Origin of the sequence: Allobosea sp. TAF32, from assembly GCF_052113585.1 — a bacterium.
Taxonomy (GTDB): Bacteria; Pseudomonadota; Alphaproteobacteria; order Rhizobiales; family Beijerinckiaceae; genus Allobosea.
In genome coordinates this window covers 143,044-168,577 of record NZ_JBFRDM010000013.1, presented here as the reverse complement: position 1 = coordinate 168,577, position 25,534 = coordinate 143,044, and the positions used below count along the sequence as shown (strand labels likewise).

Sequence of the window (25,534 nt, the reverse complement as noted above, 5' to 3'; positions counted from 1 at the left end):
TTTCGTGTCACGCAAGCATGCGAACTTTCGGTTCACGGTCCCACTGCCGCGTGCGGGCGACGGCGACGAAGTCGCCGTCCCGCGCAGCCAGATCGACGACTCCCGCATCCGCCGTAACGCCCGCCTTGTCGAGGAGAGGTTTCGCCGCAGATGTAAAGCCGATTGCCTTGAGGTGAACGAATGCGTTGGTGACAAAATCGACGGCCGCGCTTTCATTCAAGAGGACTTCACAACCTTCCTCCGATAGCACGAGAGCAACCGCATCGAAGATCACAGAAGGGGAACCAGCGAGTTGGCAATCCGCCTTTAACTTCCCGCCACCCTTCACCGTCACGCCACCGATCTTGGGCGCGACGATCTTGATCGTCCCTCCATCAGCCTCCACAGCGCTCCTGATTACTCCGACCATCGCCTCGTCAGCGCCTTCAGAGACCAGAATGCCCACGACGCGTCCCTTGAGGGTCTCGGGGTATTTTCCGACAATACGGAGGGCGGGCGACGGCTCCATATCCTGTGGCATGATGGCAGGCTTCGAGGGCTGTGGCAGCTCGACGTTCAGTCCCACGGCGACTCGCTGGGCCAGTTCCTCGTCCACATTCCCCAGGTTCGCCAGAATGCGGTTGCGAACGTGGTCGAGCGTCACCTTGGAAAGCTCGAACACCAGTGCGCTGGCGAGATGGGCTTGCTCGATTTCGGTTTGCGACCGATAGAAGAGTCGCGCGTGGCTGTAGTGATCAGCGAAGCTCTCTGAGCGCAGGCGAACCTTATCGCCCGCGAGAGGAACTCTCGCGCTTCTGAAGCCGCCCGCGGGGTCTTCGCGCGGACCGCCGGCCTCACCCGCCTCAGCGAGGCTGTTCGGCTCGTAATTCGCCCGTCCGCTAAACACCTGGGTCTGCATCTGACCGTCGCGCTGGAGGTTCTGGAAGGGGCAGCCTTTCGGCCGGTTGATCGGAATCTGGTGGAAGTTCACCGTGCCGAGTCGCGAGAGCTGGGTGTCCTGGTAGGAAAACAACCTGCCCTGGAGCAGTGGGTCGTCCGAGACGTCGATTCCCGGAGGCATGTTCGTCGGAAGGAAGGCTGCCTGTTCGGTTTCAGCGAAGAAGTTGTCCGGGTTCCGATTCAGTACCATCCGGCCGATTACCCGGATCGGAATCATCTCCTCGGGGATAACTTTCGTGGCATCGAGAATGTCGAACGGCAGGGCATCCGCTTCGTCCTGGCTGAGCAATTGCACACCGAATTCCCACTCCGGGAAATCGCCGTTGGTGATGGCCTCGTGCAGATCGCGGCGGTGATAGTCCGGATCCGCACCCGCGATCTTCACCGCCTCGTCCCAGCAGGTCGACTGCGTGCCGAGCTTGGGCCGCCAGTGGAATTTGACGAAGGTCGGCTCGTCGCGGTCATTGAGTAAACGGAACGTATTGACGCCGAAACCCTCGATCATCCTGAGCGAACGCGGGATGGCTCGATCCGACATCACCCACATGATCATGTGGGTGGATTCTGGCATGAGGCCGACGAAATCCCAGAAGGTGTCGTGCGCGCTCGCAGCTTGCGGATAGCCGCGGTCGGCCTCCATTTTCACTGCGTGGATGAGGTCCGGAAACTTGATGGCATCCTGGATGAAGAAGACTGGGATGTTGTTGCCAACGAGATCCCAGTTGCCTTCCTTCGTGTAGAACTTGACTGCGAACCCCCGGACATCCCGTGGCGTATCGACGGACCCCGCGCCGCCCGCAACCGTCGAAAAGCGGGCGAAGACCTCCGTCTTCTCTCCAACCTCCGTGAGCACCTTCGCCCGTGTGAACTCGGCCAGGGAATCCGTGAGCTCGAAGAAGCCGTGCGCCGCCGATCCGCGAGCATGGACGATACGCTCGGGAATGCGCTCGTGATCGAAGTGCTGGATTTTTTCGCGTAGGACGAAGTCCTCCAGCAGGGTCGGGCCGCGTGGACCGCCTCTCAGAGAATTCTGATTGTCGCTGATCGGCACGCCATGGTTGGTAGTGATACGCGTATCCGGAGCGCTTGTGGTTTGGTGGAGCTCTCCGCCCTCACCGTGTCGAATGTTAGCGCCTGCGGTGTGCCGTCCCTTTGAATTCGCCATAACCGTCTCCTGACCGAACACGTCGGCGGTTTGCCAGACTTGTCCGTCGTTCAACTCGACGGCCGTGCCACCGTTCCGAACGTTTCCAATTCAAAAGCAGGCGAATTTCGCGCGGCCGGGCCTTTCGGGTTCGAACAGCGCCAGCATCCCGGCCTCGGTCCTGCGTCATCGAGAATGGGGCATACGGCGAAAGGAGTCCGGGTGATCTTGGCGAGCCCAAACTCATCGATTTCCCGGTCCGCAACAAAGCCCAGGATCAACCCTTCGTGCCGGCAACGTCGGCCCGGGTGACGGCAACCGTAATGTGGACAGCCGCGCAGAGGGAGGAAAGCGCCGTCGATCTAGGGGGGCAGCGGCCCATAAGCGACGCTGATCGGCATGCTTTCGGCCACCTCGATGTTCAATGTCTTGATCGGCAGCCTGTTCGTCGCGAGCATCATTCCGATGTCGACATCAAGGCACTTACACAATTTAGGGGGTTCGCTCGGATCTTAAGATTTTCCGTCGAGCGATGAAAGTGCTGTGCCTCGGTGACGCCTTCGCTCAGCAACCACTCGGCGCCCAATCTTCGGATCACAAACGTTGCCGCATATTGCTCTCCGAACGCCTCCCGGAACGGCCCGATCGCGCGGGATCTGTTGGATCGGGCTATCCGGGAGGCGTTAATGGACTGACACCGAGATCAGGCGGCTTTCTTGTTCGCCGAGCCGATGCCGATTTTGGACAGGAGCTGGTCCATCTTGGTTCTTCGGCGCCTGGTTGAGCAGCCCCAGTTCCCCGGCCCAGGTCTTCAGCGTGCCGTAGCGGGCAATCTCGTAGTGCTCGACCGCCTGGGCGGCGGCGACCAGGCCAGCATCGATCGCAGGGCTGCCCTCGAACTCCTCGATGATGCCAAGCATGGCGTCGCAGGTCTTGCCACTGGGGGCCTTGCCGAGAATCTCGAAAACCTCGGTGAGCCGCTCGATATGGGTTTCGGTTTCGTCGCGATGGGTTTCGAACGCTTTCTTGACCTCAGGTGAATTCGCTGCGCGCCATCTTGGGCAGTGCCTACAGGATCTGCTTTTCTGCGTAGTAGATGTCCTTGAGCGTATCGAGAAAAAGGTTCAGGACCGGGAAGCGCTGGTTTCTCCACTCGCACAGGGCCATGCTTCAGCGCCGGCGAACTTTCATACGCCTCAGCGGCCTGGCCAGCCGGGAGAGGAGGCTCAGCGGCGGCCGGGGCCCAATCCGCGGTCGAGGAATGCAACGGGACCGCATGCTCCCTTCCAGCTGGATGATGGCGATGGCTTAGCTGCCGAGATGCACCGAACTCGCGATTGCTTTGTCTGAAGGAGACGAGCGATGGCCGCGCACGGCCTGGTCAACGGCCCCTCGGCGAGAACTGCATCCACCTGTGCGTAGATATGCAGCGGCTCTTTGGCCCGGGATATCCATGGGCCTTTCCTTGGCTCGAAAGGGTTCTGCCATCGATCGAGCTGATAACCCGCTCGCACCCCGAACGTACGCCGTTCACTCGCTTCATACCGGCTCCGCGGCCGGGAGACGGTATCGGTTCGTGGCGCCGGCATTAAGAACGTTGGGCGGAGGTAACCCTTGACAATCTCGGTCTCGATGCTGTTCGCCTTCACGCGGTACTTGAGCGCTTCGTCTCGCCCGCCATCGTCCTAGACAAGAGGGTTTATTCTCCCTGGACAGCGGCCCTGGATCGGTTCGTCTCCGAGAAGCACGTATCATCATCCGGCGGCGAGACCGACGTTTGCGTCCTGGCAACCGTCCTGGGTGCCATCGATCGAGGCCTTCGCGTTGTTCTCGTGACCGATGCGCTTTGTAGTTCTGCCGATTCCACCCATGACGCCTTGATGGAACTCTACCTCAACCGCTTCAGCGAGCAGATCGAAGCCAGTACCACGGCGGAGGGTGGTGGCACAGTGGCGGTGAAATGATTCAGCGGGGAAGTGGAGCATCAATGTGCTCGTCGCCCGATACCCCGACCACTTGGCGAACCAGCATGCCGACTTCCAGTGTGTAGGACGTTGTCGAAATGCCCGGGAGTTCCGCCAGACTGACGTAGTGGCTGCCGTCGTCGTCTTGGCACTGTTCCCGGTAGAGTTCGCGCCGGACGGTTGAGCCTTCCGCGCCGGACCTCTGCTTGCGCGGGCTGGCCCCGATCAGTGGAAGACAGCCATCGATGCGGCCGCCGCCGCCATAACGATGGTCGCTCCCCAACCAAAAATGCGGACCGTACCGTTCGTAACGAAGCGGCCCATGTTATCGCGCTGCGAACCAACCCACATCATCGCTGCCATCACGGGGACCGCAACGAAGCCGTTCACGACGGCGCTCCAAAACAACGCCTTCATCGGATCGATCGGCGTAAAGCCGAGACCCACGCCGAGGAGGGTGGCTGCTGCTATGACCGAGTAGAAGCCGACGGCTTCCCAAGGCTTGTTTTCCAGGCCGCATTTCCAGCCCTGCGCTTCACCGAATGCATACGCGACCGAGCCTGCGAGTACCGGCAATGAGAGCAAGCCCGTGCCGATGATGCCGAGGCTGAAGAGCTCGAAGGCGAAATCACCGGCGATCGGCCGAAGCGCTTCTGCCGCGTCGGCCGCGCTTCCGATCTCGGTCTTCCCGCTGGCATGCAGCGTCGCCGCCGTGCTGATGATGATGGCGATCGCGACGAGGTTCGACACCGCCATCCCGACAAATGTGTCCAGACGGATCCGTTGAAACTGACGATCCGCTTGCTCAGGTGCTTTCTTCAGGGGCTTGTCCTCATCCTTGCGGTCGATCTCCTCGACCTCCTGGCTGCTTTGCCAGAACAGGAGGTAGGGGCTGATGGTCGTGCCGAAGATCGCGACCACCATCGTCACGGTGTCTCCGGACAGCGTCAGCTTGGGCATGACGAAGCCTGCCCCGACCGCGGGCCAGTCGATCTTCACGATAAAGATCACGGCGACGTAGGCGAGCAGCACCAGCGTCAGCCATTTGAGGTAATTGGCGTAGGTCTCGTAGGAAATGAAGAGCTGCAATGTGAGCGAAATGCTGGCCAGCACGACGGTGTAAAGCGCGCTCGGGCCGCCAATGGCGAGCGAGCCGGCCGCACCCATGGCGGCCAAGTTCGCGCCGATGTTGATGGTGTTAGCGATGAAAAGCAGGCCGACCAGGCCGAGCACCGCCCATTTCGGCATGACCTTCTTGAGGTTCTGCGCCAGGCCGCAGCCGGTGACGCGACCTATCTGGGCGCTAACGAGCTGCACGGCAGACATCAGGGGATAGGTCAACGCCATCGTCCAGAGCATGTTGTAGCCGAACTGCGCTCCGGCTTGCGAATAGGTCGCGATCCCCGAGGGGTCATCGTCGGCCGCACCGGTTATGAGTCCGGGCCCGAGCTGCTTGAAGACAGCAGCGCCTCGCCATCCTTTCCATGAAATCGACCGCTTCGCGGGAGGCGGGGACGGCATTTCGGAGAGACTGGTCATGGCGTTGTTCCCGGAGAGCGCGGGAACAACAGCCTGCTGCCGGCTTCGTTCCGCCGCACAATGCGCTCGGGAACAGAAACGACGGCCCAGCGGTTCGAGAGGCATCCTGCGGCCTAGGCCGCGTCCAGTTAGGGGGCTTCTCCAATGAGAAAGCAGCTGATCATACTCACCATCCTGGCGGCGACGGCGCCGTTCGGCGCGTATGCCCAGACCTCGACCACCTCGCCCATGCCGGCACCGAAGGCGGATGCCGACAAGAATGCGCCGCTGCCGGGAGCCAACAGCTTCACCGAAGGCCAGGCCAAGAGCCGCCTCGAGGCGAATGGCTACACCAACATCAGCGAACTCAAGAAGGACGACAACGGCGTCTGGAAGGGCAGCGCGACCCATAGCGGCGCCACGGTCAGTGTCTCGGTCGACTATCGCGGCAATATCACCCGCAACTAATCATAGGAGAAACGAATCATGACCCAGACCCTGACCCGTTCCTATGACAGCTACGAGGCCGCTCGCGCCGTCGTCGGCCAGCTCGAAGCCGCCGGTGTGAACTCCTCAGACATCAGCCTCATCGGCCGCCATCAAAAGGCCGACGATAGCAATGCTGGCGAAGGCGCAGGCATCGGTGCCGTGCTGGGTGGCGCCGCAGGCCTGCTTGCAGGTATCGGGCTGCTCGCCATTCCCGGCATCGGGCCGGTGGTCGCGGCTGGCTGGCTGGCGTCTACCGCTGCGGGCGCGGCCGTCGGCGGCGCCGCCGGCGGCATCGTCGGCGCACTGACGAGCGCCGGCCACAGCGAAGAGGAAGCGAACTATTACGCCGAGACCGTCCGCCGCGGCGGATCGGTCGTGTCTGTTCGCGCCGCCGAGGAACAGGTGCCTGCGATTGAGGCGATTCTAGATGGTGCCACGCCGATCAATCGTGATGAGCGCCTAGCCGAGTATCGCGCTGGCGGCTGGAGCCGCTTCGACGAGACCGCAGATCCCTATCAGCGTCCCGTGATCTGAAAACGGTGCACAGTAGAACGTCAGGCAGGTCGGCTATCCGCCGGCCTGCATCGCTTCGGTTCTCTTGTCCAGGTTGTCATTTTGGGGAACCAGGGCCGGGCCGCTGCGATTGGAGGAGTGACTTCCTCAGGATTCTTCCCATGCCTATGTACCGTTTCATCACGAATAGCGGTGGATCGCACTTCGTCGATTTGGATCTTCCGGACGACAAGGCTGCTCGGCAGGAAGCTCGGACGGCGTTCGCTGAAGCTGCCCACGATGCGCTGACCGAAACCGACAATTGCGAAATAACGATGTTGGTCCAGGCGGGTGAGCGCCCCGTCTATCGCGGTCGGATTTCATTCGAATCCGCAGACGTCACAGATTCGGCCCGTACCCGATCAGGAACGTGACGGTGCTTCTCGTGAGCACCCAGCGTACATGTGCCCGATCGGGTTCATGCCGCGGGAAAGGGGCCGACCCTGATCCCGAATGTGTTCACTATGGGGCGGCCGATCTGCGTTGGAACCCCGCTCCTCCTGACGGGTTGAGTTTGTCTCACCGACGAGGCTCTCATGGCAAAAAGTACGAAGTCGACCCCGGCGGACGGTCGCAACGGGGCCGCTCAGCTGCCCTCGGTCATTGTCACAAGCTACAATCTGGAAGCCCGTGACGAGGACGGCTTCGTCGGAGACAAGGCAAGGCGCGGAGCGATCTTTGAGCATCTCGAGGAGTTACGAGCGGCATTCCGGGAGACCGGCGAGGACCCGATCGATAAGCCGAGTGATGAGCTAAAGAAGAAGGATCTCGACGCGATCCTGGCGGGCGACGATGCCGAGGCGGCAGCGCTGGTTCACAGTGCGATCGAGAAGTACGCGGAGGCCCTGGCATCGGTCGTCCGTCGCTTCTGTCGCTTCAAGGCTTGGTCGGCAGTTGAGCGCATCGTCGTAGGGGGAGGCTTTCGCCAGAGCCGCGTCGGCGAGCTGGCCATAGGACGGGCCGGGATCATCCTGCGCACGGAGCAGCATCCGGTTGAGTTGGTGCCGATCCGTCACGACCCGGATGAGGCGGGTCTACTGGGCAATGCTCATATCGCTCCAAAATGGATGTTCGAGGCCTTCGACAGCCTGGTGGCGGTCGACATCGGAGGATCGAACATTCGGGCCGGGATCGTCGAGCTTCGACAGACGAAGGCGATAGATCTCAGCAAAGCGAAGGTTGCGACCTTTGAGTTGTGGCGGCACGCCGACGACACGACCAATCGCGACGAGGCGGTCGAGCGCCTTGGCGAGATGATTAGAAGTCAAATCGAGGCCGCGGAGAAAGCAGCCCTCAAGGTCGCACCCTTTATCGGCATTGGGTGTCCCGGCATCATCCAGCCCGACGGCAGCATCGACCGCGGGGCGCAGAACTTGCCAGGCAACTGGGAAAGCAGTCGTTTCAACCTAATCGACAGCGTTCGCGAAACGGTGCCGACCATTGGCGAGCACGAAACGATGGTCACCATGCATAACGACGCGGTCATTCAAGGCCTGAGCGAAATGCCATTCATGCAGGACGTCAAAAACTGGGGCGTAGTCACGATCGGAACGGGGCTGGGGAACGCCAGCTACGAGAACCGCGCCAAATCCTCAAAACGGAGCTGAAGGCTCGGGGATGTCGCACCCGCGAATCCTAGGAGGATTTCCGAGGGTCGAGCGGCTTTCCGCGCCCTCGGGGTGCTCGCTTGAACGAAGTGAACCGCTCTAAGTTCCAACGCCGTTCGCTCGGTATGGTCAACGATCACGGGTCGATGTACATATCGAAATGTTCTTATTTCGTTCCCGTGAGTTATGACAAAGCGATCTGGCAGTGCCGATCTTCCCCTACATTACGGGCGTGTGCCGCTCTGGCTCGGCGAGCGCATGGCCCGGCTGGGTAGTGTGATCTGTGAAGCCATCATCCAGCAATACGGGCGCGATGAGCTACTGCAGCGACTGGCGCATCCCTTCTGGTTCCAGTCATTCGGCGCGATCATGGGCATGGATTGGCACTCGTCCGGCATTACGACCAGCGTCATCGGGGCGTTGAAACGGGGTCTTAAGCCGCCAGCTGGTGAGTTGGGGCTGCATGTCTGCGGCGGGCGAGGGAATCATTCCCGTCGGACACCCGCCGAGCTCGAACAGATTGGCGCGAAGGTAGGGTTCGACGGGACAGCCTTGGCGCAGGCAAGCCGGCTCGTCGCCAAGGTCGACAGCGCAGCGGTGCAGGACGGCTTCGACCTTTATCTGCACGGATTCTTCGTGGCCGATGACGGCCATTGGACAGTCGTGCAGCAGGGCATGAACGGCGACGGCGGTCTGGCGCGGAGGTATCATTGGCATTCCGAGGGCCTTGGCAGCTTCGTCGAAACACCGCATTCCGCAATAGAGGGGCGCAGCGCCGGCAACATCGTCAACCTGACCGATGCGCGCGCTGACTGCGCCCGCGAAGCGCAGGTCACGATGCTGCGCGATCAGGGACCGGACAGGATCGTCAGGGAATTGGCGGCGCTGCAGCCGGCGCGCGCCATCCCTGATCAAAACGCCCCGCAGCTGTTCCTCCCGCATCTCGTGATGCCCGCCCACCACGATGTCAGGCCCGAGGACATCGTGACACGACGCCTCCATGGGGCATTGGCTGCCGCGGCAGATCGGGGGCCAGAAGACTTTTCCGAGCTGCTGCTTGTACCCGGCATCGGCGCGCGCACGGTGCGGTCCCTGGCGATGGTCGCGGAAGTACTGCATGGCGCGCCCTGCCGTTTCAGTGATCCAGCGCGCTTCTCTCTCGCCCATGGCGGCAAGGACCGGCAGCCCTTCGCTGTGCCGACAAAGGTCTACGACCAGACCATCGCTGTCCTGCGCTCGGCCGTCGATCGGGCGAAGCTCGGCCAGGACGATCGCCTTGCCGCCATTGCGCGGCTGGACGGTGAGAGCCGTCGGCTAGAGCGTAGTACGACCGGGCCGACGCTCGTCGAATATGTCGCTGAGGAGCGCCGCCGATCTGCGGAATACGGCGGCCGGAGTGTCTTTGGCTGGGAAACGCCCGGGACTGCACAAGGCGAAAACGTCAGAGCAATGCGTCGGCAGCTCTAGGCCAAGGGCTCCCCGCCCTTATCATTTGCCTTCGTGGGATACATTTCACGCGTCGGGTCAAGGGAACAGCCACCGCTGCAGCTTGTTGCGCTGAGGCGGGGAGCTAGATGGCGACACATTCGGGATCACGGAAAGTCATCTATGCAGCGCTGGCAGGAAATCTGCTGATCGCGACGACGAAATTCGTCGCGGCAGCCTGGACCGGCAGCTCGGCGATGCTGTCGGAGGGCGTTCACTCCCTGGTCGATACCGGCAATGGCGCACTCTTGCTCTACGGCCTCAACCGGGCCGCGCGGCCGCCCGATCTCACGCATCCCTTCGGCCACGGCCGCGAGCTCTATTTTTGGAGCTTCGTTGTTGCGCTCCTAGTCTTCGCGGTCGGGGCCGGCGTATCGCTCTACGAGGGAGTGGCCCATGTTATCGCCCCGCATCCGGCGACGAACCTGACCGCGAACTATCTCGTGCTCGTTTTCTCGGCCCTGTTCGAAGGCTATTCCTGGCGGGTTGCGTTGAAGGAATTCAAGATCGCCAAGGGCTCGCTGAGCTACTTCGCCGCGGTCCGACAAAGCAAGGATCCGAGCGTCTTCACGGTGCTGTTCGAAGATACCGCAGCCTTGCTCGGCTTGTTCATCGCCTTCATCGGCATCACGGCAGCGGCCTATTTCGAGCGACCCGAGCTCGACGGCGTGGCGTCGATCTTGATCGGCGTCATTCTGGCGATGACGGCAATGCTTCTGGCGCGCGAGAGTAAGGCGCTGCTGATCGGGGAAGCGGCTTTGCCCCACGTCCAGGAAGAGATCAGGGCGGCGGTCGACGGAGATCCAGATGTCGAGCGTGTCAACGGCATGACGACAGTCCATCTGGGCCCAGATCAGATCGTCGTGGCGCTGAGCCTTGAATTCAAGGACGATCGATCGACCGTTGACATCGAGGATTGCGTGGAGCGCATCGAAGCGAGGCTCAGGAAGCGCCGCTCCGACATCGTCTCGGTATTTGTGAAGCCGCAGACTTCCACCACGTGGCGAAAGCGGCGCGCCAAGCTGGTCGAGTAAAAATTTAGATCGCCGACGGCGGTGCTACCATAGGCAGCGCGGGTTGCCTCAATACCCCGGATAGGAATGCCGCTTCAGCAGTCCAGCGAGGTGGGCCGCATTCCGAGCGAGCATCCGGTTTGTCATGGCGGTCGTTTCTGAAATCTCGTCGAGATCGATGAAATTCATGCTGCCCCTGGCTTCGCCGACCCAATATGTCGGCCCGCCGGCCGCGATGGTGAACCCGACATCAAACAATGCCTGAGCGATTTCAGCGGAGACGTGATGGGCTCCATCCTCGTTGCCCACGACGGCGACGGCAGCGACCTTGCCATAGGCACCACGGGATCCCGAATCTGGAATGTTTCACGCAGGTCACGCGACGTTCCCCCTCCGCGATCCGAAAAGCACGATCGATCAGGTGAGGCACTTGGGCATCGCTCGCGGGGCCGCACAACCGAAGGTTCAGTAGCGATAGGAGCGCCGCAATCGACACACCGGAATCCTTCCGCATCCACGATGACGGTTCCGATACGTGTGTTGGAACCTCGGTGCCCAATGCTCCGTTGCCGTTCGGAGAGGTCGAGCCAGGAGACCAAGCGATGCTGTTCGTTGAGCAAATCAAGGAAGGCCAGGGGGTGATTGGATCCGATGGAGAGCATGTCGGAACCGTCGACGCCCTTAGCGGCCAGCTCATCAAGCTGAAGAAGAATGATCCGGGGTCGGGCGGAGCCCACCACTATCTCGACCTGGCGCTCGTCGTTGCCCTCGAGCACGATACGATCAAGCTGATCGTCCCGGCGGCGGAAGCCAAGGAGAGATGGTCTGAGGCGACCGAGTAATGGACCGACGCCATTTTGTTGCTGGAGTCGGCGCGACCATCGTCGCTGGGCCAGCCCAGGTGAGCGTCGCGGTTGACCGCTTTGGCCCAAGTGCCTCTGGAGGCACCGTCATTCTCCTTTATGGCTCAGACGGCCTGACGAATAGCGGCCGATATGAGTTTGCCGCAAACATGATCGCGGGGGCCGGCTACAACGTCCTGCTCCCGCGGTACTTCGAGGCCACCGGCGATCGGCCCGCTACGGTGAAATCAAGAGCAAGTTCCCGGTGTGGCTGGAAGCGATCGAGTCAATCACCGGCGATCACCAGGCCCGTCTCGCCGTTGTCGGCTTCTCGCTGGGCGGTGCATTGGTCCTGGCTCTGGCGGCACGCGATCGCAGGGTTAAAGCTGTCGTCGACTTCTTCGGATTCCTGCCGCCGGGCTTGGAGCGAGCCTCGCAGCCCCCTACGCTCATCCTGCATGGGGAAGCGGACCGAGTGGTGCCTGTGTCTAACCGCCGGGGCCATCGAGAGATTGGTCAAAAGCAGCGGGGGAACGGTTCAACGCCAATGGACATGGTTTCTCACTGGTGAGTTGGATGCAATATTGAGGACACACGCGTTCCTGCGCGAGAACCTTTGACGATTGCCGGTTTCGCGTGTGGGAGAGCCGTCGGTGAAGATCGCAACCTACAATGTGAACGGCATCAACGGTCGGTTGTCCGTTCTTCTCCAGTGGCTCAAGCAGGACCGCCCCGACGTCGTGTGCCTGCAAGAGCTTAAATGCTCAGACGATCGCTTTCCCGAGCACGAATTGCAGCAAGCCGGCTACGCGGCGGTTTGGCACGGCCAGAAGAGCTGGAATGGTGTAGCTATCCTCGCGAAGGGGTCATCCCCGGTTCTCACGCGCCGGGGGCTACCGGGAGATCCTGATGACAGCCATAGCCGGTACATCGAGGCGGCGGTCAACGGGGTACTGATCGGGTGTCTCTATCTCCCCAACGGGAATCCTTCCCCCGGCCCCAAGTTCGAATATAAACTGCGCTGGTTTGGGCGACTGCATGCCTACGCCCAGGAGCTGCTCTCCCTGGAGGTACCGGTCGCGCTCGTAGGCGATTTTAATGTCATGCCGACGGAGCTCGATGTTTACGCACCCGGGCGATGGCGAGATGACGCGCTCTTTCGACCCCAGGTGAGGACGGCATATACTAAGCTCCTCGAACAGGGTTGGACGGACGCCGTCAGGCACCTTCATCCGAGAGAGCGCATCTACACGTTCTGGAAGTACTGGCGGAACTCGTTCGAACGCGACGCAGGGCTGCGGATTGACCATCTCCTGCTAAGCCCTGCTTTGGCTGCAACACTCAAGCGTGCCGAGGTTCGACGGTCGCCGCGCGGCTGGGAACATACTAGCGACCATGCCCCGGTCATGATCGAACTTGGATGACATGCTGGCCGAGCAGCGAGCCCATCTGCGTTAGGAAGCCGGATCGACCGTGTCGGCCACCGCCTCCTTTTTAGCCTGAGGCAGCAGCGTCATCATCAGGATGAACGCCGACAGCACAAAGCATATGCTGTTCGTGACGATAAGTGGCCATTCGCCCAGACCGATTCCATATGCCGTCCAGAGAGCGAAGCCAGTCACAGTCAGGCTATATGTCACGGTAGAGATTGCCCCCGTGTCGCGTGTCCGGACAATACGCCAAGCCTGCGGGACAAAGCTGATGGTAGAACACAGCGCTGCGAGGGTGCCGGCCACGGCGATCCAATTCACGTCGAAAACCTACCTCTACAGTCGCCGAACATTCGCCCGGACCTTTCGTCGATAGCCGCAAGCAATTCCAACAGCACCAGTTCCGGTAGCGGCCTTCAACACGGCATTCTGTGCGGCGCAGGTCTTTTCCGACTGATCTCGCGCTGGCAGCACGACCACCTGAGGCGATCTTCATGCTCCGGAACCAGATGGCCTGCTGCGCCTCGAATGCCAGCATCGACATTTCCAGAAACAACTTAAACATCGGCAGCCTCTTCAGGTGAGGGCTTCCGAGGCCGCCGCATTCCCTTCCGCGCTTGGCTTGTGCGAGATTTTGCGCCCTGCCCGGCCGCCGACCGGGCCGGGCGTTCCGGCTGCTCTTCCTCCGCCACCCTCGCCCGCGTCTCCTGACTCATGCGATACCAGGCGTAGCCAATCGCGCCCGCGAGGATCAGGGGCGTGGGAAGCCGTGTCGCCAGTAGCGTTATCGGAACCGCAAGGCGCTCGGGGATTTCGCCCCTTCCCACCTTCCCGGCAACCCAGGCACCAGCCAGGCTGAAGACCGCTGCCCGGATCATTTCTCCTCCTCCGCGGCGCCCGGTGTCGTGGGCACCTGCTGGGCCACAGGGTCGCTCGCGGGAAAGGTGTCTTTGAGGGCCTGTTCGAGCTTCTGATCGGAGGTGAGCGCCCGCTCTGCTTTCTTTTGAGACTTTTGCTCCTGCCGGAGACTCTCGACTGCCGGGCTCTGTGGATCTGCCATGGGTGCCTACGTCAACTGTCAGTGCGAAGGTTGAACGCTGCTAAGCCTGTACCGTTCCTTCCCGGAGAAGATCTCGGTCCGCGACCTTGTGGGAACCAGAGCAGCGCTTATCTCTCTGTCCGCGCAGCGCCACATGGTGCCTGCTTGCTCTCCGGTTGGATGCCTCGCCGGATGTAGATAGATGTCGGTGGCGAGCTGTATGCCGTTTCGCATCGTGCCCGTCCCAGTGCAGCCGGGGCTCACCGGTCGAAACCCCCGCATTCGTGCTGTCAGACTCCGGCCGGATCGGTTGGCGGATCCGAGGCGGCCGCCAGCAGGCGCGATGCTTCGGTAAGGCTGTGGGTCAAGTGATTTAGCGCACGCACCGCATCGACTTCCGCAAACCGGGCCTCGTCTCCAGCCGCGCAGGAAGCAAGTCGCCGGAGCGGATCGAGAACCGGCCAGGATGACAGCGAAAGCGCGGCATCGTGTACGAAGCGATTCCCCCGGGTGTAGTCGAGCGGAACGATAATGCGGCTGAGCCGCATGACCGCGCGATCATGCACCGAAGCGTCGAGCGCCAGGATATCGAAGCCCGCGAGATCCAGGGCCAGAGCTCTCGCATTGCCGATGGCCTTGCGGAGATGCGGCGGGATCTCAGGGCGATCCCCGAAGCGATCCAGTTCGCCGGCGAGATCGGCCAGCTGGTTGGTATAGTCGATCGGCAGCCGCTCTCGCGTCAGGAGGTCCAGCACGACGCGCAGCACGATCCGCGCGTCCCGTACCAGCAGATCGGGATCCACCTTGTCGAGCTGGTCGTGTTCGGTATGCCACCACCAGCCGAGATCGTTGCGCATTTTCAGCGCGCCCGGCTCCTGCAGGCTGAGGCTCCCGAAAACGGAGGGGATGCCGATTCCCGGGAAAGAATCGTCGGCCGAGCGCGCCTTGCGGCGCCCGGCCAGCTTTTGCCCGGTCTCCTCCGCGATAGCGGCCTCTGCGATGCCAAAAAGCCCACCGGCCGCTCCCGTCCGGGTCAGATCTTTCGCTCCGATTCCTCCGGGGCTGTCGAGATTCACATGGGCCGCGCAGCGTGCGTCGAGCTCCGCCCAATGATTGTCGGCATACCAGGCCGATCCGGAATAGCGCCCCTGGGAATGCCCGGACCAGAAGCAGATACGAATGCCCCGGCGCCAAGCCTCCCGATGCTCCAGGCACAGCCGCAGGACCTCAAGCATCACGATATTCGCGGAGCCGTTGTCCATCACGCCCTTGAACCAAGTATCGACATGGCATGAGAGCAGGATGAAAGGTCCTGGCGGATCCTCGGCTAGCGGCAGATCGCCGACGAGAAGCGGGGTTTTGCGCCAGCCGGTATCCACCTCCGCATGAAGCGTGACCTCCACCGCAGCATCCTGCAGAGCTTTCCGGAGGGCTTCGCCATCCGCATTTCCGATCGTCAGCACGACGACACTCGGCAGGGCTGAACGCGTATCGATCGACGGATTGCCCCAGATCGGCGAGATGCACATCTCGTGCAGCAGATGGTGGGGGCTGATCTGCACAACGCCCGCCGCACCCGCCTGCGAGGCCAGCAGGGCTATACCGGGGCTTGCGATCCCATCGACCAGAACGATCCGCCCGCGGACATCCCGTTCGGCAAAGGCTGCACGCGAGCCGTCGCCGAGATCGATGAGCGCCCCCACCAGCCCATCGCCCGGCGAAGGCAGCGACATCGAATGCGTGATTGCCGGTATCGTTCGTCCATCGACGACGAGCCGGGCCGGCCCGGGAATGCTGATATAGGCGTCATGCTGGATGAGCTCGGTTCGCAGGCCGAGCCCGTCCAGCTGCTCCTTGATCCACGAAAAGCTGGCCGCCTCCCCGGCTGTTCCGGCCAGTTTCGACCACTGAGCCAGGGTTCCAAGCCCAGACATCATGCGGGCCGCAGACACCGCGCCGACAAGCGCCGGTTCCGGGCCACCTTCGGCTTGCATTGCTATGGCCATGGCGATGGCATCCTTGTCTCTTGCATCTGCGTGAAAGGGGCCGACACGTTCAGCCGGCGCTTCGAGAGGCCGCGAGCAGCGCCGAAAGCTCACGCGCCGCGCTGCGAACGGTCTCGACGAGGGTGGGAAGGAGGCTCTCGCTCACCCGGCCTGTCGGCGCACCGATATGGATCGTCGCGATGATCTTGCCGTCGGGACCCATCACCGGCGCGGAGATCGAGATCAGGTCGGGGCTAACCTCGCCATGGCTGACATAGAAGCCCTGGCCGCGAACATGCGCGAGCACCTGCCGAAGCCGATCGGGATCGACGCAGGTCCGGTCCGTGAACGCCTTCAGCGGCTCACTGAGCAGCGCCTCCCGAAAGGCCTCGTCCTGAAAGGCGAGAAGGACGACGCCCGAGCCGGCATGCATGGGCCTGCTTCCGCCTATGCCCGCCAGCACCTTCACTGCTCGCTCCGGTTCCCAACCTGCCACACAGAGGCTGTTGCGGCCGTCGCGAACGCGAAGCTGGACCGTTTCGCCCGTGCCGCTGCCGAGCTTCGCGATGATCGGCCCGGCAATCCTCGCGATATCGATCTGCCGCTCCGCCGCATTGCCGATCGCCAGCGCGGCCAGCCCCAGCCGATAAGTGCGCCGCTCGGGTGTCGAGCTGATGAAATTGCTGGCCTCGAGGCTGCACAGCAGCCGGTACACCCTCGCCTTGCTCTGCCCTGAACGCCGCGTGATCTCAGAGAGGCCGAGATCGGGCGTTTCCGCAATGAGCTGCAGAACGCCGAGCGCGGCGTCGACGGCATCGACCCGGTACTTCTCGATCTCTTTGGGCGGGGACGCACTCATCGTTGGCGCTCTCCTTCTGCTCGGCCCCCAAGATGGCGGGGCCGCCCTCTTGTGAAGTTCGCCACTACCACAATGTCGTTTGGTTCGCTAGATGAACCATCGGTTCAATAATTTGACATCGACGCAAGTCCGACGCAAGCTCCTCCGAAATCGACCTTTGGCAGCGCTCCTCCAACAACGGCTGCGTCATCGAGATCGCAGGGAACGAAAAACCGATGGCTTCAGACGCGAAAGTCCGCTTCGGCCGGATCCGCTGGCCCGGTGACGCCAGGGCCGTCGTCTGCGTCACGATCCATGTCGATGGCCCCGCCGTCGAAGCCGGCCGCGGCCAGAACGCGCTCGGCATCCACGGCCGCGGCAGTTACGCGCTGCGGCGCGGCATCCACCGCTATCTGGAGATGCTCGACCGTCACGACGTGAAAGCGACCTTCTTCTGCTGCGGCTATGACGCCGAGCACTGGCCGGAGCCCTTTTTCGATATCAGCAAAGCAGGCCACGAAATCGCAGCCCATGGCTATCAGCATGAAGGCTTCGACCTCGGCGAGAGGGAGCCGGAGCTGCTCGAAAAGACCCATCGGATTCTCGAAGGCTTCGGTGCGGCGCCGGTCGGCTGGTGCTCGCCATCCGGGCGCAAGAGCCGGCTGACGCTGCCGACCCTGCGGCGCCTCGGCTATATCTACGACGCGAGCGAGAAGGACGAGGACATCCCCTACCTGCTGGAGGATGGCTTCATGATCCTGCCGAACAACACCGTCTCTCTCGACGATTTCCCGATGTATTTCACGGGCGGCGCCTCGGCAGCGGAGGTGGAGCGCAACTTCGTGCAGGAGTTCGACGCCGCGCTCGATCGCGACGGCTATGTCCACCTCACCGTGCATCCCCGAGCGGGTGGCGGCTCGGGCACCCCGGCGCGGGCGGCGGCGGTCGACCGTTTCCTGGCTCACGCGAGGGCGACGCCCGGCATCCGCTTCATGACCTGCCGCGAACTCGCGGAATACTGCCTGAGCGAGCCCTCCCGCTGGCAGGAGACACGGGCATGACCGGCTCCCTTCTCATCACCGTGAACGTGCACGGCATTGGCCCGGAGGCCGCAAGCACTCCGGAAGCGGAGCTGTTCGGCCGTGATGCCCATGGCCGCTACACCTATCGCATCGGCCTTGCCCGCCTGCTCGACGCCCTGCGCGAAGGCGGGCTTCCAGCGACGTTCTTCTGGCCGGCGACGGAAGCTGAAAAGCTGCCTCACCTCGTCGAGCGCTGCCTGCGGGACGGCCACGAGATTGCCAATCACGGCCGAGCATTCGAAGACCACCCCGCGCTCGGCCGCGAGGCGGAAGCCGCAGCCATCGGCGAAGCGCACGAGACGTTGCTTCGCCTGAGCGGAGCGTCGCCGCGCGGCTTTCGATCTCCGACGGGTACCCTGTCCCCGGATACGATCCCGATCCTTCAGAGCCTCGGCTATCTCTACGATTCCAGTTTCCTCGACGACGACTGTCCCTACGCATTGGGCGGGCATGGCGGCGATGGCATGGTCGAGTTGCCGATCTCGGAGGGGCTGACCGACGCCACGCATTTCCGCCGGCGTGTCACCCAGGACCGGGCCGAGGAACTGATGAGCGAGGAGCTCTCGGCTCTGCTCGCGGTCGACAGCTACGCCTGCCTCACCTTCCATCCCCGCGCCGACATTGGCGTCGGGCGCGCCGCGCGCCTGCCCTTGGTCCAGCGCCTCGTCGGGCTGGCCGAGGCGCGGGGAGCCGAGCCCCTGCTCTGCGCCGAAGTGGCGGAGCGCTTTCGAACAGCCGGCATCGCGCCGACATCTGACACGACCGGAGATTGAGATGCGTGCTCTTGCAGCCCTCGCCCTCGGATTGACCGCGTTTGCGGCGGCCGGAAGTCCTGCCTCGGCCCAGACTCTGCGGACGATGCTCACATCCGATATCCGGGGTGTGATGCCCGGCCGCAGCCCCGACACAGCAACGGGCAGCGTCCTTCAGAACATCTACGAGGGCCTGGTCGCATGGCGCGCCGACGGAAGCGTCGCTCCCATGCTGGCCGAGAAGATCGACACCTCCGCCGATGGCAAGACCTATGTCTTCACCCTCCGCGACGGCATCAAGTTTCACAACGGCGCGCCTTTGACCGCGAAGGAGGTGGTCTGGACCTGGGAGCACTTCCTCGATCCCAAATCCGCGTGGCCCTGTCGCGGCGCCTTCAATGGCACGAACGCGACGAAGATCGAGTCGGTCAAGGCGCTCGACGATCGCCGGGTGGAATTCCAGCTCGCTGAGCGGAGCGGCTCCTTCCTCAGCGCCATGGCCCGCGGCGATTGCGATTCCGCCGGCATCGCCCATCCCGATGCGGTCGATGCCAACGGCAACTGGGTCGCGGCGATCGGCACCGGCCCCTTCAAGATGACCGACTGGCGCAAGGGCCAATTCATCGAGCTCACGAGGTTCGCAGACTATAGATCGCGGACGGAACCTTCGGACGGGCTTTCCGGCGCGAAGGAAGCGAAAGTCGAGAAGGTTAGGATCAATCTCGTCCCGGACGCCCAGGTCGCCAAGCTCGGCATCCTGCAGGGCCAGCTCGATCTTTGGACCGACGTCGATGCAGCCTCAATCAATGATTTCGCCAACGATAAGAACGTCACGGTCGTCACGACGCCGGTCGCCGGCATCTACACGATCCCGCTGCAATCTCGCGATCCGGTGCTGGCCGATCCGCGCATCCGCCAGGCGATCAGCCATGCGATCGATCGCGCGAGCCTCGCCAAGGCAGTGCTGGACGATGACAGCATCGCCTCTCCGTCGCTGATCCCGCTGACGAGTAAATTCTACGGCAAGGTCCAGCGCAGCGGCGCAGAATACGACCCCGACAAGGCGCGCGCCCTGATCAAGGCCTCCGGCTACAAGGGCGAGCGGATTGCTCTGATCACCAGCAAGGCATCTCCTGTGATGGGCGATACAGCGATCTACCTCCAGTCCATGCTGCAGGCCGTCGGCCTCAATGTCGATGTCGAAATACTGGAATTCGCTACGCAGTTCGAGCGCTTCTACAGCGGGCGCTACCAGATGATGGTCTGGAATCTCACACCCTATCTCGATCCGCTCTTCATCGTCGAGCGCTTCACCGGCGACAAGGCGCGCCAGGCCGACAAGGTCTGGGACAGCCCCGCCTCGAAGGAGCTCCTCAAGAAGCTCGTTCTTGCCGATGACGGCCAGGACAAGCAGGCGCTCTACGATGAGCTGCATCGCCTGCAGATGGCGGAAGCGCCGCTCGTCGTATGGGGCACGCGCGCCACGACGGTCGCCTTCCGGAAGAACGTCACCGGCTTCCAGTCCTGGCCCGGCCAGAAGCCGCGCTACTGGAATGTTTCGGTCGCTCCCTGACCTCCGCTGCCCGGAGCGATCGCCATGCCGTCGCTCCGCAAATCCCACTTTTCATGACGGCCGAGGGCCAGATGACGCTTGCGATACTCACTGATCCGAAAGCTGCCGGCATCTCCGCGGTGAGGTTGCAGGCGACGGTGGCCACCCTGTCCGCGCTCGGCCGAAAGCTGCCGGGATCGGACAGCGCCGCAACCGCCTGTCGCTTCATATGCGAACAGTTGACGTCCTGCGGCGTTGCCAATCAGATCCTCGAACTCGACGCCTTCATCAGTTGGCCCGTCAAGGCGTCTCTCGCTGTCAATGGCACTGTGCTGCCGGCCAATGGCTCCGCCTTCACGGCCTCTGCCGACAAGCTGAGCGGCCGCGTCACCCGCTCTTTGGAATCGGCCGACCTGAACGGCGCCTTTCTGGTGATCGATGGACTACCGCGCTACGACTCCTGCATCAGTGCGCAGAAGGCCGGCGCGCTCGGCGTCATCGCCATCTCGCATGGGCCGCAGCGCCATTACGTACAGGCTTCGCCGCTGTGGGGCGCGCCGACAGGCCCGGCCGATCTCGCCCTGCTGCCGAGCGTGCCCGCGATACAGGTTTCGCGCGACGCCGCCGCCGTTCTGGCGCAAGCCATCGCAAGCGGCTCGCAGATCACCATGACCAGCGAAATCCGCACGGAATGGCGTGCCGCCCAGCAGCCCGTCGGCGAGATCGAGGGGCGGGAGCCGGGCTATGTCCTGCTCGGCGCGCATTACTGCACATGGGGGGACGGTGCGACCGACAACACGGCCGGCGTCGCCCTACTGATCGAGCTCGCGCGGCTGCTCAAGCAGCAGCCCAAGCCCCGCTACGGCATCAAGTTCGCCTTCTGGACCGGGCACGAACAGGGCGGCTACGCCGGCTCATCCTGGTATGCCGACGCATTTCGTGCCTCGCTCTACCGGGACGCCATCGCCTATCTCAATGTCGATATTGTCGGCAGCCGCGGCGGCACCACCAAGGCCCTGCGGAACACGACCGCTGAATTGGTCGACTACGTCAGGCAGGTGCTTGACGGAACGGTCGGCAAGCAGACGCAAGAGGAAGAGGATTTCGTCGACCGCTCGGTCAAGCGGCTCGATCCCTATATCGATCCCCGGCGCTCGGCACGTAACTCCGACCAGAGCTTCAGCGGAATCGGGCTCGCCACGGCTCAGGTTAGCGCCTTCCTCCCGGCTGCCAGCCCGGAACATCTACACGGCAGCGGCCTGGCCTGGTGGTGGCACACAGATCAGGACACGATCGAGCATATGGACGCCGCAGTCCTGGCCGTCGACACGCTAATTTATCGAAACCTCGTCGCGGGATTGATCGACGCCCGCGCCCTGCCCTTCAAGCCCGCAGCCATGGCGGGCGACGTGCTCGCAGGCCTGCGCGTCTATCGTGACGCCGCCCCGGCGCTCGACGATATCGCGCGCCTGACCTGCCTTGCCGAGAGACTTGCCGATGCGCTCGCCGGCTGGGCGCCGACCGCATCCGACGACCGGCTCCTTCTGCGCCTCGGCCGCCATCTCAACCCGGTTCTTTATCACGCGCGCAGCGCCTTCGAGTTCGACCTCGGCCGGGCCAGCAGGATCCTGCCCGGGCTGGCGGCGGCTCTGACGCTCAATCGCCTCGATGCCGATGCCACCCGGATGGCGGGGGTGCACTTGCGCCAGCGCGCCAACCGCATCGCGCATGGTCTTTCGCAAGCCATCGAGCTGGTCGAGGCCGCGCGCAACGGCACGCCCTGACCCAGTCCGGCTTTCGACCAATCGCTGCGGCTTTCACAGCCGCACAATCCAACAGGGGATCACCATGGACCGTCGCAGCTTCATCAAAGCCGGCGCCGCCGCCGCACTCGCCGGCATCAGTGCTCCGGCTCTTTCGCAATCAGCCCGGCAGAAAGTGCTTCGGTTCGTGCCTTATACGGACCTGACGATTTTCGACCCGATGTGGTCGACGGTCGATATCACCCGCGACTACGGCTACATGATCTACGATACGCTGTTCGGGCTGGATGCGAATTTCCAGCCGCAGCCGCAGCTTGCCGAAGGCCTGCTCTGGGGCGATGACGGGCGTAGCTGCACCATCACGCTGCGAAGCAACATCACCTTCCATGACGGCGAGCCGATCCGCGCCCGCGATTGCGTCGCCAGCCTGAAGCGCTGGTCGCAGGCCGCGCCGATGGGCGCGACGCTGTTCGCGCTGACGGACGAACTCGTCGCGGTCGACGACCGGACGCTGCGCTTCCGCCTCAAGCGCCCCTTCCCGATCCTGCCCGCCGTACTGGGGCAACTCAGCGCTCCCGTGCCTCTCATCATGCCCGAGCGGGTCGCCCAGACAGATGTGAAGACGCAGATCACCGATCGGACCGGCTCGGGCCCGTTCAAGTTCAAGGCCGACGAGTTCCAGCTTGGCAATCTTGCGGTGTTCGAGAAGTTCCAGGGCTATCAGCCTACGCCCAGCACCGCGCGCGGCCTGACGGCAGGCCCGAAGATGGTCCATTTCGATCGTGTCGAATGGCGCCGCATTCCCGACGCCGCAACGGCCGCCGCGGCGCTCCAGACTGGTGATGTCGATTGGATCGGCGGACCGACGTCAGAAACGGTCGAGCTGCTGGCCGGCTTCAAGGATATCGACCTGCCGCGCCTCGAGGACATCCCCTCGATGGCGATGATGCGGATCAATGCCCTGCATGCCCCGTTCAACAACAAGAAGATTCGCCAAGCATTGCTCCCCGCAATCGACCAGGCGGAGTTCTGCATGTCCGTCGCCGGCACCAACCCGCAGAACTTCGCGACCGGCAGCGGGTTCTTCCCACCCGGCACGGCGCTCGCCAGCGATGCCGGCCTCGACCCGCTGAAAGGTCCCCGCAGCATCGAGAAGGCCCGGCAGCTCCTGAAGGAGGCTGGCTATGCCAACGAGCGGGTTCGCCTGCTTGGCGCCGCTGACAGCCCGGCTTCGACCACGCCGCTGGCCCAGGTCGCGGCGGACATGCTCGGCAAGCTCGGCCTGAATCTGGATATCGCGCTTCTCGACAATGCTTCCGTCGCCCAGCGCCGCCGCTCCGAAGAGCCGATCGACAAGGGCGGCTGGTCGTTGAGCTGCTGGCTCTTCCCCGGCACCTGGTTCGTTGATCCCGGCACCAACATCATGCTGCGCGGCAATGGGCGCAACGCCTGGTTCGGCTGGCCGACCGTTCCGAAGCTCGAAGAACTCCGCGACGCCTGGCTCAACTCGCCATCCGTCGACGACCGCAAGCGCATCGCGCAGGAGATGCAGGTCGTCGGGATGGATGAGCTCCCGGCCCTTCCGCTCGGCGCCATCTACCGCCAGACCGCGCTCAAAAAACACCTGGTCGATCGTGTGCCGACTGCGACGGTGTTCTGGAACATCCGTCGTGGCTGATTTCGCCCTCCCTGCGGCATGAGGAGACCGCTCCATGCTCGCCTACATCCTGAAACGCATCCTCGCGACGATACCGGTCATGCTGGTCGTCGCGCTGACCGTGTTCTCGCTGCTGTTCCTCGCACCCGGCGATCCCGCAACGATGATCGCGGGGGACCAGGCTTCAACGGCGGATATCGAGCGGATCAGGCAGAGCCTCGGCTTGGACCAGCCCTTCCTCGTGCAATTCGGCAACTGGCTGTGGCGGCTGGTCCATTTCGATCTTGGCAACTCCGTCTTCACGGGCCAGCCGGTGACGGCGCTGATGGCGGAGCGGGTTGGGCCGACTGTTTCGGTCATGCTGCTGACGCTCCTGCTCTCGGTCTGCATCGCCGTCCCGCTCGGCGTGGTTGCGGCCTGGAAGAGCGGCAGCTGGATCGACCGGACGATCATGAGCGTCTCGGTGGTCGGTTTCTCGGTACCGCTCTTCGTCGTCGGCTACATCCTGGCATGGGCCTTCGCCTTGAAGCTGCAATGGCTACCGCCGCAGGGCTACTCGCCGCTGTCGGAAGGGCTCTGGCCGTGGCTGCAACGCCTCATTCTGCCCGCCGTCACGCTCGGTTTCGTCTACATCGTCCTGATCGCCCGGATCACGCGCGCATCGATGCTGGAGGTCCTGCAGCAGGACTATGTCCGGACCGCGCGCGCCAAGGGCCTGGGCCCTCACTCCGTCCTGTTCCTGCACGCGCTCAAGAACGGTGCTGTGCCGGTCATCACGGTTATCGGCATCGGTTTCGCCGCGCTGATCGGCGGCACGGTCGTCACTGAAACCGTCTTCACGATACCTGGCATGGGGCGGCTGACCGTCGATGCCATCCTGCGCCGCGACTACCCCGTCATCCAAGGGCTCGTGCTGATTTTTTCGTTCGTCTACGTGCTCGTCAACCTGGCCGTGGACCTTATCTACACGCTCGTCGATCCGAGGATCCGCTATTGAACTCCTCCCTGCTCCACGCCGGCACCGTTGGCAGGTCTTCCGAAGGCTCCCGCCTTGCCGAGGCGCTCAAGCTGATGCGGCGGCATCCGACGATCCCGTTCGGATCGGCCGTCCTGATCGCAATGGTCGCGATCGCCATACTGGCCCCGATGCTGGGCACGATTGACCCGACGGCGACGTCGCTGGCGCGCCGGCTGCGCGAGCCTTCCGCCCAGTTCTTCTTCGGCACCGACATGCTCGGGCGCGACCTGTATTCCCGCGTCCTGTATGGCGCCCGCATCTCGCTGCTGGTCGGGTTTTCGGTCGCGATCCTCTCGTCGGCCGGCGGCCTGCTGATCGGCCTGATAGCGGGCTTCATCAAGCGCGTCGACGTCGTCGTCATGCGCATCATGGACGGGCTGATGTCGATCCCGTCGATGCTACTGGCGATCGCGCTGATGGCTCTCACGAAGGGCTCGGTCATCAACGTGATCGTCGCCCTGACGATCGTCGAGATCCCGCGCGTGACGCGCCTGGTCCGCTCGACGGTTCTCTCCCTACGCGAGCAGCCCTATGTCGAGGCCGCCACGGCCGCCGGTGCGAGTACGCCCCGGATCATCGTCCGCCACATCCTGCCGAACTCGCTTTCTCCCCTGATTGTGCAGGCGACCTATATCAGCGCGGCGGCGATGGTCACCGAAGCCGTGCTGTCCTTCATCGGCGCAGGGACGCCGCCGATTACACCGTCCTGGGGAAACATCATGGCGGAGGGCAGGACGCTCTGGCAGCTCAAGTTCTATATCGTGCTGATCCCGGCAGCTTTCCTTTCGGCCACAGTGCTTGCCGTCAATCTCCTCGGGGATGGGCTGCGAGATGCCCTCGACCCGCGTAGAATCTATTGAACCAA

The 25,534-nt window shown here is 63.2% G+C and carries 22 protein-coding genes and 3 pseudogenes; 17 read left to right on the top strand and 8 right to left on the bottom strand.

All coding sequences use genetic code 11. The features are described from left to right. Positions 1 to 7 precede the first annotated feature (7 nt). From AB4Z16_RS25780 to AB4Z16_RS25770, 3 genes and pseudogenes are all read right to left on the bottom strand, one after another. Positions 8 to 2,104 (bottom strand): catalase, encoded by a 2,097-nt coding sequence (locus AB4Z16_RS25780; protein ID WP_441514164.1) that lies wholly within the window; start codon positions 2,102 to 2,104, stop codon positions 8 to 10. 341 nt (positions 2,105 to 2,445) lie between these two features. After that, complete coding sequence (locus AB4Z16_RS25775; RefSeq protein WP_441514163.1) at positions 2,446 to 2,574, bottom strand: hypothetical protein; 129 nt, start codon at positions 2,572 to 2,574, stop codon at positions 2,446 to 2,448. Positions 2,575 to 2,766: 192 nt separating this feature from the next. After that, a pseudogene (locus AB4Z16_RS25770) lies at positions 2,767 to 3,250 on the bottom strand (YciE/YciF ferroxidase family protein). 512 nt (positions 3,251 to 3,762) lie between these two features. Here AB4Z16_RS25770 and AB4Z16_RS25765 point away from each other — a divergent pair. Next, the gene (locus tag AB4Z16_RS25765) at positions 3,763 to 4,047 is read left to right on the top strand and encodes a cysteine hydrolase family protein (protein WP_441514212.1); all 285 of its coding nucleotides are present in this window, start codon (positions 3,763 to 3,765) and stop codon (positions 4,045 to 4,047) included. A 225-nt stretch (positions 4,048 to 4,272) separates the two neighbouring features. Here AB4Z16_RS25765 and AB4Z16_RS25760 read toward each other — a convergent pair whose 3' ends face one another. Further along, positions 4,273 to 5,586 carry an Nramp family divalent metal transporter gene (locus tag AB4Z16_RS25760; RefSeq protein ID WP_441514162.1) on the bottom strand — a complete coding sequence of 438 codons (1,314 nt, stop codon included), beginning with the start codon at positions 5,584 to 5,586 and terminating at the stop codon, positions 4,273 to 4,275. A gap of 144 nt (positions 5,587 to 5,730) precedes the next feature. Here AB4Z16_RS25760 and AB4Z16_RS25755 point away from each other — a divergent pair, with 144 nt between their 5' ends. The 6 genes from AB4Z16_RS25755 (at position 5,731) to AB4Z16_RS25730 (ending at position 10,732) form a co-directional block, all read left to right on the top strand. After that, positions 5,731 to 6,033: a PepSY domain-containing protein gene (locus tag AB4Z16_RS25755; protein ID WP_441514161.1), complete on the top strand. Its 303-nt coding sequence runs from the start codon at positions 5,731 to 5,733 to the stop codon at positions 6,031 to 6,033. An 18-nt stretch (positions 6,034 to 6,051) separates the two neighbouring features. Then, positions 6,052 to 6,588, top strand: coding sequence for a hypothetical protein (locus AB4Z16_RS25750; RefSeq protein WP_441514160.1), 537 nt, complete (start codon positions 6,052 to 6,054; stop codon positions 6,586 to 6,588). A 140-nt stretch (positions 6,589 to 6,728) separates the two neighbouring features. Beyond that, on the top strand, positions 6,729 to 6,980 hold the full coding sequence (locus tag AB4Z16_RS25745; RefSeq protein ID WP_441514159.1) for a DUF6894 family protein: 252 nt from the start codon (positions 6,729 to 6,731) through the stop codon (positions 6,978 to 6,980). Between the two features lie 162 nt (positions 6,981 to 7,142). Further along, the gene (locus AB4Z16_RS25740; protein WP_441514158.1) at positions 7,143 to 8,213 is read left to right on the top strand and encodes an ROK family protein; all 1,071 of its coding nucleotides are present in this window, start codon (positions 7,143 to 7,145) and stop codon (positions 8,211 to 8,213) included. A gap of 186 nt (positions 8,214 to 8,399) precedes the next feature. After that, a complete protein-coding gene (locus tag AB4Z16_RS25735; protein ID WP_441514157.1) occupies positions 8,400 to 9,680 on the top strand; it encodes a DUF763 domain-containing protein in 1,281 nt (426 codons plus the stop codon). Between the two features lie 107 nt (positions 9,681 to 9,787). Beyond that, the gene (locus tag AB4Z16_RS25730) at positions 9,788 to 10,732 is read left to right on the top strand and encodes a cation diffusion facilitator family transporter (protein ID WP_441514156.1); all 945 of its coding nucleotides are present in this window, start codon (positions 9,788 to 9,790) and stop codon (positions 10,730 to 10,732) included. Positions 10,733 to 10,780: 48 nt separating this feature from the next. On the opposite strand, the pseudogene AB4Z16_RS25725 reads toward AB4Z16_RS25730, so the two are convergent. Then, a pseudogene (locus tag AB4Z16_RS25725) lies at positions 10,781 to 11,068 on the bottom strand (flavodoxin family protein); the annotation flags it as partial. A 245-nt stretch (positions 11,069 to 11,313) separates the two neighbouring features. Between AB4Z16_RS25725 and AB4Z16_RS25720 the strand changes: the two are divergent. The 3 genes and pseudogenes from AB4Z16_RS25720 to xth all read left to right on the top strand — a co-directional run bounded on the left by AB4Z16_RS25720 (position 11,314) and on the right by xth (position 12,977). Beyond that, complete coding sequence (locus AB4Z16_RS25720) at positions 11,314 to 11,553, top strand: DUF2171 domain-containing protein (RefSeq protein WP_441514155.1); 240 nt, start codon at positions 11,314 to 11,316, stop codon at positions 11,551 to 11,553. Between the two features lie 238 nt (positions 11,554 to 11,791). Beyond that, positions 11,792 to 12,124 (top strand): annotated as a pseudogene (locus tag AB4Z16_RS25715) (dienelactone hydrolase family protein); the annotation flags it as partial. Positions 12,125 to 12,206: 82 nt separating this feature from the next. Next, a complete protein-coding gene (gene xth / locus AB4Z16_RS25710) occupies positions 12,207 to 12,977 on the top strand; it encodes an exodeoxyribonuclease III (protein ID WP_441514154.1) in 771 nt (256 codons plus the stop codon). A gap of 30 nt (positions 12,978 to 13,007) precedes the next feature. On the opposite strand, the gene AB4Z16_RS25705 is transcribed toward xth, so the two are convergent. From AB4Z16_RS25705 to AB4Z16_RS25695, 3 genes are all read right to left on the bottom strand, one after another. Next, complete coding sequence (locus AB4Z16_RS25705) at positions 13,008 to 13,304, bottom strand: SemiSWEET family sugar transporter (RefSeq protein WP_441514153.1); 297 nt, start codon at positions 13,302 to 13,304, stop codon at positions 13,008 to 13,010. Between the two features lie 1,008 nt (positions 13,305 to 14,312). After that, on the bottom strand, positions 14,313 to 16,028 hold the full coding sequence (locus AB4Z16_RS25700; RefSeq protein ID WP_441514152.1) for a M28 family peptidase: 1,716 nt from the start codon (positions 16,026 to 16,028) through the stop codon (positions 14,313 to 14,315). A 49-nt stretch (positions 16,029 to 16,077) separates the two neighbouring features. After that, entirely contained in the window at positions 16,078 to 16,866 is a 789-nt protein-coding gene (locus AB4Z16_RS25695; RefSeq protein WP_441514151.1) for an IclR family transcriptional regulator, read from the bottom strand. A gap of 215 nt (positions 16,867 to 17,081) precedes the next feature. Between AB4Z16_RS25695 and AB4Z16_RS25690 the strand changes: the two genes are divergently transcribed. The 7 genes from AB4Z16_RS25690 (at position 17,082) to AB4Z16_RS25660 (ending at position 25,529) form a co-directional block, all read left to right on the top strand. Next, positions 17,082 to 17,906, top strand: coding sequence for a polysaccharide deacetylase family protein (locus tag AB4Z16_RS25690; protein WP_441514150.1), 825 nt, complete (start codon positions 17,082 to 17,084; stop codon positions 17,904 to 17,906). Further along, entirely contained in the window at positions 17,903 to 18,700 is a 798-nt protein-coding gene (locus AB4Z16_RS25685; RefSeq protein ID WP_441514149.1) for a polysaccharide deacetylase family protein, read from the top strand. Before AB4Z16_RS25690 ends, AB4Z16_RS25685 begins: the two co-directional genes overlap by 4 nt. A 1-nt stretch (position 18,701) precedes the next feature. Then, entirely contained in the window at positions 18,702 to 20,252 is a 1,551-nt protein-coding gene (locus AB4Z16_RS25680; RefSeq protein ID WP_441514148.1) for an ABC transporter substrate-binding protein, read from the top strand. A 71-nt stretch (positions 20,253 to 20,323) separates the two neighbouring features. Next, positions 20,324 to 22,015, top strand: coding sequence for a M20/M25/M40 family metallo-hydrolase (locus AB4Z16_RS25675; RefSeq protein WP_441514147.1), 1,692 nt, complete (start codon positions 20,324 to 20,326; stop codon positions 22,013 to 22,015). Between the two features lie 64 nt (positions 22,016 to 22,079). Continuing rightward, positions 22,080 to 23,672 (top strand): ABC transporter substrate-binding protein, encoded by a 1,593-nt coding sequence (locus tag AB4Z16_RS25670; RefSeq protein ID WP_441514146.1) that lies wholly within the window; start codon positions 22,080 to 22,082, stop codon positions 23,670 to 23,672. 34 nt (positions 23,673 to 23,706) lie between these two features. Then, positions 23,707 to 24,648: an ABC transporter permease gene (locus AB4Z16_RS25665; protein ID WP_441514145.1), complete on the top strand. Its 942-nt coding sequence runs from the start codon at positions 23,707 to 23,709 to the stop codon at positions 24,646 to 24,648. Continuing rightward, positions 24,645 to 25,529: an ABC transporter permease gene (locus AB4Z16_RS25660; protein WP_441514144.1), complete on the top strand. Its 885-nt coding sequence runs from the start codon at positions 24,645 to 24,647 to the stop codon at positions 25,527 to 25,529. The genes AB4Z16_RS25665 and AB4Z16_RS25660 overlap by 4 nt, the downstream gene beginning before the upstream one ends. Positions 25,530 to 25,534: the final 5 nt, after the last annotated feature.

What these genes read in the sequence shown, in the direction of transcription:
- AB4Z16_RS25780 (WP_441514164.1), bottom strand. Translation starts at nt 2,104, where the DNA reads ATGGCGAATTCAAAGGGACGGCACACCGCAGGCGCTAACATTCGACAC.
- AB4Z16_RS25760 (WP_441514162.1), bottom strand. Translation starts at nt 5,586, where the DNA reads ATGACCAGTCTCTCCGAAATGCCGTCCCCGCCTCCCGCGAAGCGGTCG.
- AB4Z16_RS25755 (WP_441514161.1), top strand. Translation starts at nt 5,731, where the DNA reads ATGAGAAAGCAGCTGATCATACTCACCATCCTGGCGGCGACGGCGCCG.
- AB4Z16_RS25750 (WP_441514160.1), top strand. Translation starts at nt 6,052, where the DNA reads ATGACCCAGACCCTGACCCGTTCCTATGACAGCTACGAGGCCGCTCGC.
- AB4Z16_RS25745 (WP_441514159.1), top strand. Translation starts at nt 6,729, where the DNA reads ATGCCTATGTACCGTTTCATCACGAATAGCGGTGGATCGCACTTCGTC.
- AB4Z16_RS25740 (WP_441514158.1), top strand. Translation starts at nt 7,143, where the DNA reads ATGGCAAAAAGTACGAAGTCGACCCCGGCGGACGGTCGCAACGGGGCC.
- AB4Z16_RS25735 (WP_441514157.1), top strand. Translation starts at nt 8,400, where the DNA reads ATGACAAAGCGATCTGGCAGTGCCGATCTTCCCCTACATTACGGGCGT.
- AB4Z16_RS25730 (WP_441514156.1), top strand. Translation starts at nt 9,788, where the DNA reads ATGGCGACACATTCGGGATCACGGAAAGTCATCTATGCAGCGCTGGCA.
- AB4Z16_RS25720 (WP_441514155.1), top strand. Translation starts at nt 11,314, where the DNA reads ATGCTGTTCGTTGAGCAAATCAAGGAAGGCCAGGGGGTGATTGGATCC.
- AB4Z16_RS25700 (WP_441514152.1), bottom strand. Translation starts at nt 16,028, where the DNA reads ATGGCCATAGCAATGCAAGCCGAAGGTGGCCCGGAACCGGCGCTTGTC.
- AB4Z16_RS25695 (WP_441514151.1), bottom strand. Translation starts at nt 16,866, where the DNA reads ATGAGTGCGTCCCCGCCCAAAGAGATCGAGAAGTACCGGGTCGATGCC.
- AB4Z16_RS25690 (WP_441514150.1), top strand. Translation starts at nt 17,082, where the DNA reads ATGGCTTCAGACGCGAAAGTCCGCTTCGGCCGGATCCGCTGGCCCGGT.
- AB4Z16_RS25685 (WP_441514149.1), top strand. Translation starts at nt 17,903, where the DNA reads ATGACCGGCTCCCTTCTCATCACCGTGAACGTGCACGGCATTGGCCCG.
- AB4Z16_RS25680 (WP_441514148.1), top strand. Translation starts at nt 18,702, where the DNA reads ATGCGTGCTCTTGCAGCCCTCGCCCTCGGATTGACCGCGTTTGCGGCG.
- AB4Z16_RS25675 (WP_441514147.1), top strand. Translation starts at nt 20,324, where the DNA reads ATGACGCTTGCGATACTCACTGATCCGAAAGCTGCCGGCATCTCCGCG.
- AB4Z16_RS25670 (WP_441514146.1), top strand. Translation starts at nt 22,080, where the DNA reads ATGGACCGTCGCAGCTTCATCAAAGCCGGCGCCGCCGCCGCACTCGCC.
- AB4Z16_RS25665 (WP_441514145.1), top strand. Translation starts at nt 23,707, where the DNA reads ATGCTCGCCTACATCCTGAAACGCATCCTCGCGACGATACCGGTCATG.